Raw genomic sequence first — 13,087 nt, 5'->3', positions numbered from 1 at the left:
CCCACTCAAAGTCCGCCGCCGCCGAACGGGATGAAATTATCCAACCTAGTTGACTTATAGCCAAAATACTTGGTCGAAACTGGCTTTCAAACTGTCTCCATAAGCGTATCCGAAAGGACATCCTCGGAGAGCGCCCCCGGTGCGCCTATAGCGACAAGCCGTGTTTCGGGTTTGCGGTCACCCCAAGCACCATCCCGCGCGATGTCCATACGTTTTCCAACCACCTGAACAAGAATGCGATGATCTGGATCCTCCTCGCTGAAAACAAAACCCTTGAGACGATAAACGTCACCCGGAAGCTTCCGAATTGCACTCCTGAGAGAGGATAGGCTTATCGGGCGTTCAGCTTTCATCATAGTTGTTGAGAAGCTGTCTGAGTGATCAGAGTGATGACAACCACAATCTGGTCCATGTTCATGGTGATCAGGTATTTCCGTTTCGAGTTGTTCGGCGGCAAACCGACCAACAGAAAGAAGTATGTCGAGTGGGACGTCTGCGTTTACAGCTTCGACCAGGCGATATCGACGGAAGCGAGATCCGAGCCAATCGTGCACCCTTTGAACAGCCGCCCTGTCGACGAGGTCGACCTTGTTCAAAATAACCATGTCCGAAAACGCAATTTGACGGAGCTTTAGTTCCATTTGTTCTGGTGCAGCAAATAGTTGTTCCGCGTCGACAAGACACATGAGGCTGTCCAAGCGGATCATGTCCCGAAACTTTTGATCTGTAAATGTCATCGCGATTGACGATGGATCCGACACTCCACTTGCTTCAAGGACGATGTATTCCGGTTTCTCAGGTCGGGCGAGAACGGCTTCCACGGTTTCGATCAGATCATCACGGATCGAGCAGCACACGCAGCCGTTTGCCAGACTCATTACGTCATCTTCCAAGCCAACCACGAGATCAGCATCTACATTAATGGATCCAAAGTCATTCACCAGGACTGCCACTCGTAATCCGTGATTACCGGTGAGGATGCGGTTCAGAAGTGTTGTCTTACCGGCTCCTAGAAAGCCGGTAAGGATCGTTACGGGGATCGCAGAAGTCGAACCAAATTCAATCATTGTTCGATCTCCTATCAGTCTTCATCACGCGAGCCGATAACATCCGAAACTTTGATGGTAAAGTCCTGCGGCCAGTCCCCGCCGGGTGCTCGGAAAACGTCAGTTGGGTAGTATTCGCGTGGATCGATCTCCATATCACGGTACTTCTGGTCTTGCTGATCTGCTCGGGTGAGCCTCGGATTCGGCAATGTGATTTCATCCGGAAGCTCAATACGCCCGGCCTCGGCTGCCGCAGCCAGTTCACGAAATGGTGGGACAGTACCGGATTTTCCGGGCAGTGCGGCTTTCCTGTACCAAATCGCATCCTTGGTCACGTTCACAACGGCTACATCGAGACCCCATTGGAAAAGACCGTCGTAGTGGGCGCGAATACCAGCCAGCATTTCAGCGTCGATGTCTTCGTCCTGGGTATAGTGTGTCACCATTCCCAAACGCGGCCTTGTGTCAGCAAAGAGCTTACCCACGGCATAGTGGGAGGTGTGATGCGTATCGATAGTGTAGTTAAAGAGATCTTGTGGGATACCGTATTTGTAGGTCATCAACTGACCAATATCCTGTCCCGACATTTCGGTTACAAAAACATCCACGCCTTCGCCGTATTTCCGTGAAAGCTCATCCGGGCGACCATCGCCGGTCCATACAAAGCTCAGACCATTCCAATCGAGCCGATAACCAACCGCACCGTCCTTGGCATGACTTCGCGGCCAAGACCGAACAGTCACCCCGTCTTCGTCATAAACAATACCACCTTCTTGGCGGAAATCGAATTCATTGACTTCGATCTCGTAGCCGTCCCCAATCGGGAAAACATCAAAGGCCTCCAGATGCCATTTGAGCATCTGTTGCATGCCTTTGACCATTCCGGCTGTGCCAAGCTCGGGCGTTCGACCTGACGGCCCATGGATGCGTAGTGGCGTGTAGCCACCCGACCAGGCACGGAAGGGGTAAATATACGGAATGTCGGCATAGTGGTCGACATGCAGGTGAGAGATGAAGATGTCGTTGATCAACTGCCCAGGCACTTGCATCGCAATGATGTTGCGGACACAACCGGACCCAAAGTCGAAGAAGAACCGTTTTCCATTCCCCAACTCCACCATGATACAAGTACCCGCCTGATCTTCGCGCGGCGGATATGGTGTTGAGCCGCAGAATGAGATGCGCATCTCATCTGGCCCTAATTCCTCACTCAGTGGGAAATAGTTCGCATTTGAACCCGTCATGTACTTCGTCGGACGGAAGTACTCCGGCAATGATATGCCACCTGCGGGTCGACCACCATATGGGTTCTTGAGTGTTTCTCCTAGAGGGCCGTCTCCTTCGTGGGCCTCGGCAGTTCCTGCCGCAAACCCAGCCGCCCCTGTGGCAGCCGCTCCAGTGGCCAAGCCCTTTAGAACACTCCGCCGCGACGGGTCTTCAATTTGATCTGACGCCTGAACCTGTTTGTCGTCCTGGTCTTTTCTATTGTCTTCCTTGGTCATGGATTGGTCCTCAGTTAGAGTATCTCACAGGTTGCGCTTCAACATCCGGCGAAGCTCGTTGATGAGTTCAGATTTGATGTGGGCCCATTCGGCGCGCTCTGAGGCCGTGATCGATGCGTCTTTCGAAAACGCAGATGCTTTCTTCAGGTCCTTGATGACCTCGCCGAGTAGTGCATCCGTTTCGATGCGCCCCGACAGCACATCGGAAAGTTCCGGAATTTCTTCAATCAGGTTCACCGTCACTGGAAAAATCCCGACGCCCACTATCTATTCTCAAATCAAGATGAGTGCGGTTGACCCTAAAGGCCAAGTGAGTCACCGTGAGTTGGGGGTGAGTTGACATTGAACAAATCAAATGATTTGCCAATAAATCAACAAGTTGGCCAACCTTCTTCGGAACTCATCCGGGAAGCTCTGAGTCGAATTGTATCAAGCGACGGGTTTCAAGCTTCACCCCGACTCACGCAGTTTCTCACCTATATAGTCGAGGAAACTCTATCTGGTCGAAGCGCTCAGATTAGAGGCAAAGCTATCGCTGTTGAGGTCTATGGGCGGCGCATAGATGGTACTGGTGGTCAAAACCTGGTTCGCGTTGAGGCTAGGCGACTGCGTCGTCTTTTACATCAGTTCTACGAAGATCACTGGGACGGCAACGGAGTTCGCATTTTTGTTGATCCCGGCGGATACAAGCCGCGGTTTTCATACGAATCTACAATTGAAGACCGTACATCAAGTGTACTGAAGAGCGACAATCCAGTTGGCCGTTGGCGTTCGCGGCAACTGCTGCCTGCTGGACTAGGTGTTGTTGCATTAGTCGCTGTGCTTGGCATCTGGATGAGCCAGGATAACAGGGAGGTTGTGCCGACAATTCGATCCATCGAGAAAGCAGAACGTGTGGCGCTTGGTGAACAATCATTGACGAGACTCCAGGCGGCCAACATTGCAGACCAAGCCCGAGGCATGTTTTTTCCCGTTTTTGATGTCACACGTCAGCAGATCGCACTGGGAATGTTCCAGCACGCGATGGAACTCGATCCGGCTCTGTCCGACGGCTATGCCGGCTCAGCGCAGGTCCTGGCGATCCTGGCGGTGTTGTCGCCGGATGAATCACAAAGGGATGATTTCTCCAATCAAGCTTCAGAAATGTCTGAAAAAGCGCTTCAATTGTCCCCGGCCGACGCCTGGGCAAACAGCGCAAACGGTTGGGTGCTGGCTGTCAAAGACCAGCCAAACGAGGCATTGAAATACGCAAGGATGTCGGTCGAACTGGCGCCGAATGATGGCCATATTCTCGACCTTGCAGGTATCACCGCCATCTTGGCTAACGCCCCGGAATTTTCTGCCGAGGTTAGCAACCCGGATAGACCCAAATCAGGATCCGGTAGGTTTGGTGCGAGAAACATCTGGGGCGTCTCGCAACTTATGCTCGGGAACTACGAAAATGTTGTTGAAGCCTTTCAGGGAGCGCCAGCTGCTGGAGCGCCAGTCAGTGCTCCTTCGCTCTTGTTCCAAGCCGTTGCGCACGATCAGTTAGGAAATTCAGAAGAAGCACGACGGCTCGTTGCTGAAATGCGCAGGACATGGCCTGAGTTTCCGTCCGAGTTTCTCGCCGACAGGATTTTCCACAACGACATCAATACGCGGAACATAATACTAGAGGCACTGAGCAGATACTGACGAAACGTATCGCGACTATTGCCAATGCTGAGTTCAGACTTTCGCCACCAGTCTTGCGAAAATCGGAACTGATACCATAAGCAGCGCCAAAATCCAGAATGCCGTCGCCAGTGTCTATGCCCAAGAAATGAAACCAATCAATGCTGGCCCCATAAGGATGCCTGCAATTCCGTTTTAGTAACCGAGGCGATATCAATCCCCAGTGGCATCAAGTTTTGACGCCCAGCAGCACTGAATAGGAACGGCACAACAACCCTTTGCCTTCTTCGCTTCTAAGACCGTTCACAGCACTAAGCGTACGTTAAACTGGCGTCTTTTTGCTAGCAGTTTAAGGATGAAATCTGCTTCAAATTTTTGGCAAGTACCGATCCAATAGAGCATCGACCAACCCTTTCTGAAGTTGGTAGCCGGTTGCTTCGTCCACTCGCAAAATATCTTCAAGAATAATAAGTTGTTCCATGCCCGTCGTCATGGACAACCGTTTCGCCAGTTCATCAAACTCCTTAAGCTCCATAAAGGAGCGAATTGGCTTAAGTGCTTCCGAAAATGCTGCCACTCTTCTGGCTCCACGCATTTTGACCGTTCCATCGTCAAGTGATGCCTTAAGTGATTCAGCCAGAAACCGCCGGAAGTGCGCCTCATGAACCCGAGAAAAATCCAGGTAGTAGCGCGCGACGATATGTACACGACTCCTGACGTCATTCAGCCCAAAAAGAAGTTCTGACGTTGGAGTGACATCTAGATCGAGCGTCGCGTCCAAAGCCAAAACACTTGGGTCAGAAAAATAACGATAGACCGTCGCACGGCTGGTTCTGGCACGTTCAGCGACTTTTGCCAGCGTGACTTCCTCGCCTTCTGACATCAGGTCACGTGCAGCCGAAAGAAGTGCTTCTCGCGTCCGGTTGATTTGATTTGTACGAGGCGCCAATCTCAATCCCTTTGTGATACACTTGTCTCATAAGTAGATATGTGTATCATAAGCGCAGTGTTATTCAAGTAAAGGGAGTCGCAGTAATGACTGAACCTCGGCCACGAATTTATCATCTTCTTGGAAACCTTTTGACCTTTCACGCCTTTCCAAGTGAGACCGGAGATCGTTGTACAATTGTTGAGATAAAGACGGCTCCGGGTGCTGGTGCACCGCCCAATCATCATGCCGGCGAAGATGAGAGCTTCTATGTGCTCGATGGTGAATTCGAGTTCTTTTTGAATGGCGAGACCGTCCACGTAAAAGCAGGTGACTTCGTTAAAGTTTCGGACGGTGCAGTGCACGCCTTTAAATGCACCGGTGAACGCCCTGGCCGGTTACTTTGTATAAATGCTCCCGGCGCGATGCACGACACCTTCTTTACTGAAGCTGGAGAAGCAATGCCTGACGATACGACAGACATTCCGACGCCAGATGAACCGCCAGACATTCCTGCGATCATGGCCGTAGCAGACCGAGTGGGAATGACGATCCTAGTGCCTGCGGACATTCCCAGCTAACAAACGAGCTTACATTACTCCGGCCTACAAATAGAATGTTCTGCGTTCAAGATTCTGCCGTACACCCTACCTGGCTATGCTGGCTATCAGCCCAAAGCGGACCTTCACAGTTGGACTTTGCAATTTTGGAGATGTGCAGACACAAGGCACTTTGATCGGCGAGTTTCACGTGCAACCAATCAAACACGATATTGAAGAAGGATGTATAAAATGCGTGCTCAGCCAGTCCCAAAGCTGATCACGGGATGTGACCTCAATATCTGTGATGCGCCACCATAGTGTTCATGCTTATGTCATCCGTCGCAAAAAAGCTTCAGCCGTCTTCAAGTGCTTGCTTTTGACCTCTGGTGACATTCGCCCAGCCGTACGGCACATCATCGCCCATCGGGGATTGCCAGTCAGTCTATCGCTGTGTTTCAGAATAAAGCGCCAATAAAGCCCGTCCCAAATGTCGGTCCAAGGCCCCTTTCCCCAATGGCTCATTTTGCGAACATAGTTTGAACCCGAAAAGTACGGTTTGGTGGTGATCAACCCGCCATCGGCATGCTGGCTCATCGCGTAGGCATTGGGAACCATAACCCAATCATAGCTGTCGACGAACATTTCCATAAACCAGCGATAGACATGATCCGGATCAATTTCGCACAGAAACATAAATCCGCCCAAAACCATGAGGCGTTCAATATGATGACAATACCCTGTCTTGAGCACCCTTTTGATCGTGTCGTCCAGCGGATCAATACCGGTGGTTCCGTCGTAGAAAGCGCGGGGCATTGGGCGGTGATGGCCCCAATGATTTGTCGTACGCATCGGCACACCCAGGCTCTCATAAGTCGCGCGCATAAATTCGCGCCAGCCAATGATCTGGCGGATAAAACCTTCTACCGAATTCAAGGGAATGCCCTTGCAATCCGCATGCGCCAGAGCAGCATCCAAAACTTGTTTTGGCGTCAACAACCCTATGTTCAATGCAGGCGTGAGAACGGCATGCCATAGCCAGTTTTCGCCCTCAACAATGGCATCTTCATAGTCGCCAAAACGTTCGAACCGCCGTTCCAGAAACTGCGCCAGCCAGTCGGACGCAGCTTTGTGTGATGTCGGATAATACAACGTATCCAGGCTGCCCAATGCTTCTGGAAAATCAGCAAGAACGCTTGCTTTTGCGGCTTCATCAACTGCGTCATGGGAAGGCCAATCGATCCAAGGCAGGCTGCCTAACAGCGCCTTGGGCACTTTCTTGCGGTTTTCCTCGTCAAAGCTCCACTGTCCCCCCGTCGGTTGACCGCTGTCCATCAACACGTTCAAGCGGCAGCGTTGGCTTTTGTAGAAATCCGCCATGAGCCATCGTTTTCGACCGGCAAACCAATCTAGATTGTGGTCCCGCGTATTCAGAAAGCCAGGCGATGGCTGTATATCGAGCGTGATTTCGGTACTGCTAGCTGCCGCCCGTAAACGTCTTTTTGCGATGAAGTCTACTGGGTCAGCCATGATCATTTGGCTGACACCGCGATCACGCAGACTTTGAAACATTCGAAGACATGCGCCCGGCTGCCGCTCAAAGGGCCATATCGCGGCATCAAAGCCCTTGGCGACTAAGCCATCTCTATAGCGCTCCATTGAGGCGCGGTGCAGCCAAAGCTTTTGCTTGTGCATCGAGGCCGGATAATACGCATCACCGAAGAAAAGCGGGTCTTCGAAAAGCACAACAATGTCTGGCCGGGCGGCCAGACCCGGGTGGTTTGCAAACAATTGATTGGGAAGTAGAAGAGCAGCAGTGGACACGGGTTATGGTCTTTGTTGGCTGAGCAGACTCAATTGGCCTAAGAGCGATGGGATCTTCTTTCGAAGGCCGAAGAATCCGGCCTTTGCATGAGGCCATGTCATAGCGTCGTAAGGTCGCATTATCCTGTTCAAAGACAAGCCTGCGTCTCTCAATACAGGTTCTGCACGATCCAGGCGTGACCGAGTAGGGCCGACAGGCGCATAGGCTGTTGCAATGGTCGTGACACCCGCATTCCGTGCTGCCTCGATCAACGGACCACACCAATCCGCGCCTGATTTCGCGAGCTTTCCGTGAGGCTCAAGCGCGCTGTTGATCGCCCCCTTGGCAAAGTCCGTTACGGCGTTTCCCATCGGCTTTGGAGACCGTCCATGCGTCGCCAAAAGTCCAATCACGGCAGCAGGCGATGTCGGCATTAAGCAGTCACCTGACAGATCATCCTCCGTCAACAGCAACAGATAAGGGCTGTCCGGGAACATGTGCGAACTTGAAAGGGGAATGAGCGGGTGATCTACCGGCTCGGTCAACGGCTCTGCAAAATTAGCCAGACCTCTCGGTTTAAACCGTCCTTCCGTGTATTTGGCAATATTATCAGGTCGCGCGAGGTAGGTTTTGCCTTTCGTGTGCAATCCGCCAACCCACCGCCAGCTCAGCGTATTCGACGCGGGATCGCCATCCAACAAATGCCGCAAAAAGAAATCCGCGCCAAGCTGCCACGGTAGGCGGAGTGTAAAAATCCAGATTGATGCGAACCACATGCGCGCATGGTTATGAAGGTAGCCAGTCGTCACCAATTCCCGCGCCCAATGATCGAAACAGTCGATGCCGGTATTGCCGTTCACTGCCCCGTTGAAACGGGTCTCCAGGCCCTCATCATCTTTTAGTCGCTCAAAAGCGCTCAACAAATCCCGCTGATAAAGTGCCCAGACGCTGGGCCTTTGTTCCAGCCAACCCTTGAAGTAAGTGCGCCAAAACACTTCTTGCACGAACTTCTCTGCCGCGTTGGAACTATGCGACGCTAACACCGCTGCCAAAACCTCATTCTCCGTTATCAAACGGTGGCGCAGCCATGGTGACAAACCCGATACATTGCTGCGTTGCTCGGTCCCAAAATCGTAGTTCCGCGTACTTGCATAATGCCGACCGGTGCGTCCCACGAACTGCTTCAGCCTTGTAAGACCATTGGTTCGTGTGGGTTTGAAACTGATTGTCTCTTTCACGTCCGCAAGTTCTGGAAACATCTCAGTCATGCGGCCGACCTGCACTTTTTCGAGCAGTATTTCACTTGATCCCAAGTGTTTTCCCATTTCTTGCGCCAGGTGAAAGGGCGCTGGCAGACCGGGCAGATTTTCTGGGGTAAATCGGCTTTCTTCTGCATTTTCATCACTGATCCCCCAAAGGCAGTTCGAGTTGCTCTTGATCTTGAGACGACCGCGCGACTTTGCGAACAGTCCGCCTTGTCTTTCGGCTCGCGTGTTTTGTCGCAATGGCTTGCGCTTCAGAGCGAAACTCCGCACTTCGGCGGACACCCCAAACCCGCTCGCGCGCGGCTTTGGCTGCTGCGAGATGGTCAAAAACACGCTCTGGATAATGCACTCCGATGATTTGTTTCCCATCTTGAGCTTTCCAGGGTTCGTGGATGTACCGATCCGAAATATGGGCCAGTTCCGGCAACCATGTCCGAATGAACACCCCTTCTGAATCCTGATCATAGCCCTGCTTAACCGGATTATAGATGCGCACAGTATTGATGCCGGTCGTGCCTGATTGCATCTGCACCTGGTTCCAGTGAATGCCCGGCTCGTAGTCAGTAAACATGCTCGCCAAATGCTCACCCGAGGCCCGCCAATCCAGCCAGAGATGATAACTCGCCGTGGCCATCACCATTGCGCGCATCCGAAAGTTGAGCCACCCCGTTGCTTGCAATGACCGCATGCACGCGTCCAAAAAAGGATATCCCGTTTCGCCTTTGGACCATGCGGCCAAGAGCGCGCCATCTGGTGCTTTTGGTCGAAGCCCGTCGTAGAGCCTGTGCAGATTTTCAAACTCAATTCGAGGTTCATCCTCAAGTTTCTGAATGAAATGGCAATGCCAATGCAATCGGCCTGAAAATGATCGCAGCGATTTGCGCCAATCCTTTGCTTGCGGCGGCAATCTGCGTCTTTGCTTTTCAGTCGCTTGTGTAACCTCGCGCATCGAAAGCGCGCCCCAAGCCAGGTGGGGCGACAGCCGCGAACACGCAACAGCTCCCTTCAATGGGCTTGACATCTCGCGTTGGTATCTTTTGCCTCGATAGGTCAGAAAGCTGTTCAGCCGTTCCAGACCCTCAGCTCGTCCACCGGCTTGACGACCAACGCACAGATCATCTCGCAAGCCGAGGTCGCGCGCCGTGGGAATATACCCAGGTTCTATATCGATATGTTTCAGCGCAACTGGTGAAGCAACGGGCAGAGCCATAAAGCTATCCCAATGTTCTGCCCAGCCATCGCGAGACTTGAGCCTGCGAAAAACGCCATGGTTTTGGACTTCGTGCCACCGTACGCCAAGATCCTTGCACCATGCAGCGACCTGCCGATCCCGCTGATACGTCCAATTATTTCCTGTTTCCTCATGTGACCAAAGAACGTCGATTAGACCTCGGTCTTTTAACTCGGAAAGGACCGCCACAATTTGTCCGATGCGCACAATGAGTGGCTGGCCCAGTTTCCCTAGGTCTTCTCGCAGCTCAGCGATTGTCTCAGCAACAAAGTTCCACTGCCGTGTTGACGCGTCAGGTTGCTGCCAAAGCTCAGGTTCAACCACATAGAGCGGCAGAACTGGCCCAACCTCAGACGCTTGCGCTAGTGCCGGATGATCATTTACCCGTAAATCCCGTTTGAACCAAACGACCTGCACGATACCTCCGTCATTTAAGTATTGTACGTTTGGCCACAGAAAATGGATCTTTGCTTCTGTCTTCTCCGGAATTCGCTGCTGATGTGGCATTTGGACAGAGGCCGTTGTCCTTCGTTACTTGAATGTTAGAAGTTTCCGCGCGCGCCCGAAGCGCGCCTGGCAGGGAGTATAGTCCTTCATCAACACTACGATGGAAAGTTCTAAACGTTCTAGTTCCTGCGTATACCGACTTCAGGTTTGGTTGAGTTGGACACATTGCTTCGGTCCCTCGCGGAGGAGGCCCTCTTTGCAGACGTTTTGAATCCGCGCAAAAAAATTTGGTCTCAAAAACCTTATATTGTGAGTTCTTCTGTACGGATCGCCGAGAGGCGGCTCAGAAGAAAATCGCAAGCCCGGTCATTGAGACAACCAAGAAAAGGAGAGTCATAATTCCACCGGAGCGAACGAAATCCACCACCCGGTAGCCTGCTGGGCCCATGATCAACGCGTTCACCTGGTGTGTTGGGATCAAAAATGAGTTGGACGTTGAAATTGCTACTGTGAGGGCAAATACAGCCGGGTTACCACCCGCCGATACCGCAATAGAAACCGCTAACGGCACCAGCAGGACGGTCGCACCTACGTTGGACATGACCAGGGTGAATGCCGTTGCCAAAACGGCTATTCCTGCTTGCAACGACCAGATCGGCCAACCCTTCAGGAGGGCCAACACATGCGCGGCAATCCAATCCGCAGTGCCGGTGTTCTGGACTGCCTGGCCCAACGGGATCAGTGAAGCGAGTAGAAAAACTGTACTCCAACTAATCGACTCGTAGGCTTCGTCAATCGAGAGCACCCGGCTCAACACCATGCCAACAGCGCCAATTAATAGGCACAACGACAAGCGCAGATCTGAAAACAGAATTAGGCTCAACGCTATTAGGAAGAAGGCGAGCGCCCATCCGACCTTGTGGGGCCGCAACTCTTCCTGGGGAAAGTCCGAGGTGACAACGACGAAATCCCTGTCTGACTTCAGTCGAGTCAGACGATCCCACTGCACGTGAACCACGCACGTATCACCGGCCTGCAAAGGGACTTGCCCGATATGCGTGGCTGAATGATCTTCGGTTTCTACATGGCTCAGTGTTTCTTCTCCGCGCTGAATGGCCAGCAGAGACAAACCATGTGTCTGACGGAGGCGCAAATCAATCGGAGTCTGGCCGATCACTGAAGAACCGGGCGGAATAACAACCTCGGCCACCCCGGATTGGGTCGCGGCGAAATCATCCGCAAAGACATCTAGTTGGGGCAGGATCTCCAAGCCGTAAGGCTCAGCGAACTGATGCTCAACCACCCGACGCAGGCCAAGCACTGCGAGCCGCGCCGGGGCTTCGATCTTGGTATCAGCCATCGGCGCGATGACCTTGTGGCCACGATAGGACGTGCCAAGAATGTACATGTTATGGGCGACCATTAGATCCGCGAGCGTTTGCCCAATGATGATCGAGCCTTCCGGGACACGTATCTCGAACATATCAGCCCTTAGCCCATAGGTGTTTTCGACATAGGTCTGCATGGACCGCGCTGAGCTTGCGTCTTCTCCACGATCCCGCTGCGCAGGGAGAACCCAACGACCAAAGAGCACAAAGTAAAGCACCCCAGTCAGCACCAGCATCACACCGATCGGCGTGACTGAAAACAGCCCAAATGTCTCCATTTGCTGGTCAGCAGGAAGGGATGAGTTTGCCAAAACAATCAGGTCATTCAACAGGATGAGGGGGGACGACCCGACCAATGTGATGGTACCACCCAGTATCGCGCAAAACCCCATGGGCATCAGCAACCTGCTCATCGGGATTTCCGTACGTGCTGAGATGCGGCTGACAACAGGCAGAAAAAGCGCAGCGGCACCCACGTTCTGCATGAAGGAACTGATGACACCAACCGTTGTTGATATTATGGGGATTATCCGGGCCTCTGTCGTGCCACCATTCTTGAGGATCAAGGCCGCAACCTTTGACATAAGTCCAGTCTTATCAAGCCCCGCCCCAATTACCATAACTGCGATGATGGACATCACAGCGTTGGAGGAGAAACCTTCAAAGAGCTTGGATACATCTGCAAGATTACCTAGCCCAGGGAGATAGCTCAGTGCACCAAGCAGCACCATTACGAGAATTGCTGCGACATCAATCCGTATAATCTCGGTAACAAAAAGTAAGACGGTAAAAGACAATAAACTCAATACGGCTATCATTTCGTACGTCAGTGCTGGTAATTCCATATCGTACTCCCAACCTAACGTTACCTGACTAGCAGCAAATACGAAGGACCAACTCCGCGCTGCAGATAAGGCCAATAGACATCGGGCCTGCTTACGCCGCTGTTTTCTCGGACGAGATATCTGCTGAAACCTGGATTCTGCCAACCCAAAGAGAGGTAGATGACAAATTCATTAGCCTATCTAAGCATCACAATGCGAAATGATCTTTCACACTTTCTAAAATACACACATATGGATTTTCCGTATCGTTATCATTCATATTCAGTCAATTTTACTTGCCAAGTAGGGAACGCTCTGCGCGATGCCCTCACGACGGCTCAGCTCTGCATTGCTGTCCTCGCCTTTTAGGGTCAGGATTCATAACCAATAGATGACGACAGCCGCGAGAGCGATGGTCGATAGAAAGACCTTGGGGCATCGGTCATAGCGGGTCGCC

The 13,087-nt window shown here is 52.3% G+C and carries 11 protein-coding genes; 2 read left to right on the top strand and 9 right to left on the bottom strand.

Annotation, left to right across the window (positions count from 1 at the left end; translation table 11 throughout):
- Positions 1-86: 86 nt before the first annotated feature.
- From ACR0AY_RS12460 to ACR0AY_RS12450, 3 genes are read right to left on the bottom strand one after another with little or no spacing between them, the layout of a single operon-like run.
- Positions 87-1,067, bottom strand: coding sequence for a CobW family GTP-binding protein (locus ACR0AY_RS12460; protein WP_170513653.1), 981 nt, complete (start codon positions 1,065-1,067; stop codon positions 87-89).
- A 14-nt stretch (positions 1,068-1,081) separates the two neighbouring features.
- Complete coding sequence (gntH, locus tag ACR0AY_RS12455; protein WP_480454213.1) at positions 1,082-2,548, bottom strand: guanitoxin biosynthesis MBL fold metallo-hydrolase GntH; 1,467 nt, start codon at positions 2,546-2,548, stop codon at positions 1,082-1,084.
- A gap of 24 nt (positions 2,549-2,572) precedes the next feature.
- The gene (locus ACR0AY_RS12450) at positions 2,573-2,791 is read right to left on the bottom strand and encodes a hypothetical protein (RefSeq protein ID WP_170402049.1); all 219 of its coding nucleotides are present in this window, start codon (positions 2,789-2,791) and stop codon (positions 2,573-2,575) included.
- A gap of 93 nt (positions 2,792-2,884) precedes the next feature.
- On the opposite strand from ACR0AY_RS12450, the gene ACR0AY_RS12445 reads away from it, so the two are divergent.
- Positions 2,885-4,225 carry a tetratricopeptide repeat protein gene (locus ACR0AY_RS12445; protein WP_170513650.1) on the top strand — a complete coding sequence of 447 codons (1,341 nt, stop codon included), beginning with the start codon at positions 2,885-2,887 and terminating at the stop codon, positions 4,223-4,225.
- Positions 4,226-4,571: 346 nt separating this feature from the next.
- Here the strand turns inward: ACR0AY_RS12445 and ACR0AY_RS12440 are convergent, their stop codons facing one another.
- Complete coding sequence (locus ACR0AY_RS12440; protein ID WP_170513647.1) at positions 4,572-5,153, bottom strand: TetR/AcrR family transcriptional regulator; 582 nt, start codon at positions 5,151-5,153, stop codon at positions 4,572-4,574.
- Positions 5,154-5,239: 86 nt separating this feature from the next.
- On the opposite strand from ACR0AY_RS12440, the gene ACR0AY_RS12435 reads away from it, so the two are divergent.
- Positions 5,240-5,713, top strand: coding sequence for a cupin domain-containing protein (locus ACR0AY_RS12435; RefSeq protein WP_480454212.1), 474 nt, complete (start codon positions 5,240-5,242; stop codon positions 5,711-5,713).
- 288 nt (positions 5,714-6,001) lie between these two features.
- Here ACR0AY_RS12435 and ACR0AY_RS12430 read toward each other — a convergent pair whose 3' ends face one another.
- The 5 genes from ACR0AY_RS12430 to ACR0AY_RS12410 form a co-directional block, all read right to left on the bottom strand.
- Positions 6,002-7,495, bottom strand: a complete 1,494-nt coding sequence (locus ACR0AY_RS12430; protein WP_170513639.1) for a cryptochrome/photolyase family protein — start codon at positions 7,493-7,495, stop codon at positions 6,002-6,004.
- A 3-nt stretch (positions 7,496-7,498) separates the two neighbouring features.
- The gene (locus ACR0AY_RS12425; protein ID WP_170513636.1) at positions 7,499-8,743 is read right to left on the bottom strand and encodes an FAD-binding domain-containing protein; all 1,245 of its coding nucleotides are present in this window, start codon (positions 8,741-8,743) and stop codon (positions 7,499-7,501) included.
- Positions 8,740-8,871, bottom strand: coding sequence for a DUF2256 domain-containing protein (locus tag ACR0AY_RS12420; protein ID WP_480454291.1), 132 nt, complete (start codon positions 8,869-8,871; stop codon positions 8,740-8,742). The genes ACR0AY_RS12425 and ACR0AY_RS12420 overlap by 4 nt, the downstream gene beginning before the upstream one ends.
- A gap of 5 nt (positions 8,872-8,876) precedes the next feature.
- Complete coding sequence (locus tag ACR0AY_RS12415; protein WP_480454210.1) at positions 8,877-10,388, bottom strand: FAD-binding domain-containing protein; 1,512 nt, start codon at positions 10,386-10,388, stop codon at positions 8,877-8,879.
- Between the two features lie 373 nt (positions 10,389-10,761).
- The gene (locus tag ACR0AY_RS12410; RefSeq protein ID WP_170514133.1) at positions 10,762-12,651 is read right to left on the bottom strand and encodes an SLC13 family permease; all 1,890 of its coding nucleotides are present in this window, start codon (positions 12,649-12,651) and stop codon (positions 10,762-10,764) included.
- Positions 12,652-13,087 lie beyond the last annotated feature (436 nt).

The organism is Ruegeria sp. A5 (genome assembly GCF_056543005.1).
The sequence above is the reverse complement of the archived record's forward strand: the minus strand, read 5'-3'. Positions and strand labels throughout refer to the sequence as shown.